Here is a 479-nt window from a genome sequence, read left to right as displayed (position 1 = left end):
GAGAAGGCGACCGCCATCGCCCACGGTGCGACGGGCAAGGGGAACGATCAGGTAAGGTTTGATCTTGGCATCATGGCGCTCGCACCCGACATTGAAATTATCGCCCCGTGGCGGACTTGGAAGCTTAAAAGCCGGGAAGATGAGATGAGGTATCTTGCCAGAAGAAAAATCCCCGCCCCCATGAAGAAAAAAAATTCCTACAGCATGGACGACAACCTTTGGCATATTTCCCACGAGGGGTTGGAGCTTGAAGACCCGGAGAACGAGCCGATGTACAAAAAAATGCTCTCCATTACGGTTCCGCCTGAAAAAGCGCCTAACAAGCCCGAATACGTGGAAATTGAATTTGAAAAGGGCGTTCCCATTTCTCTTAACGGAAAGAAAATGGAAGGGGTCGCCCTTATCAACCAGCTTAACAAAATCGGCGGCGCTAACGGTATCGGCATTGTAGACCTTGTTGAGAACAGGGTTGTCGGCAT

At 50.7% G+C, this 479-nt stretch carries 1 protein-coding gene; it reads left to right on the top strand.

Annotated features, from left to right (window positions below; all coding sequences use genetic code 11):
- The coding region (locus ACYVTD_RS16430; protein ID WP_461248739.1) for an argininosuccinate synthase domain-containing protein at positions 1-479 on the top strand (479 nt) is incomplete at both ends.

Source organism: Treponema sp. R6D11 (assembly GCF_054786075.1).
Note: the sequence above shows the minus strand (reverse complement) of the source record. Positions and strands in the feature narration are given on the sequence as shown.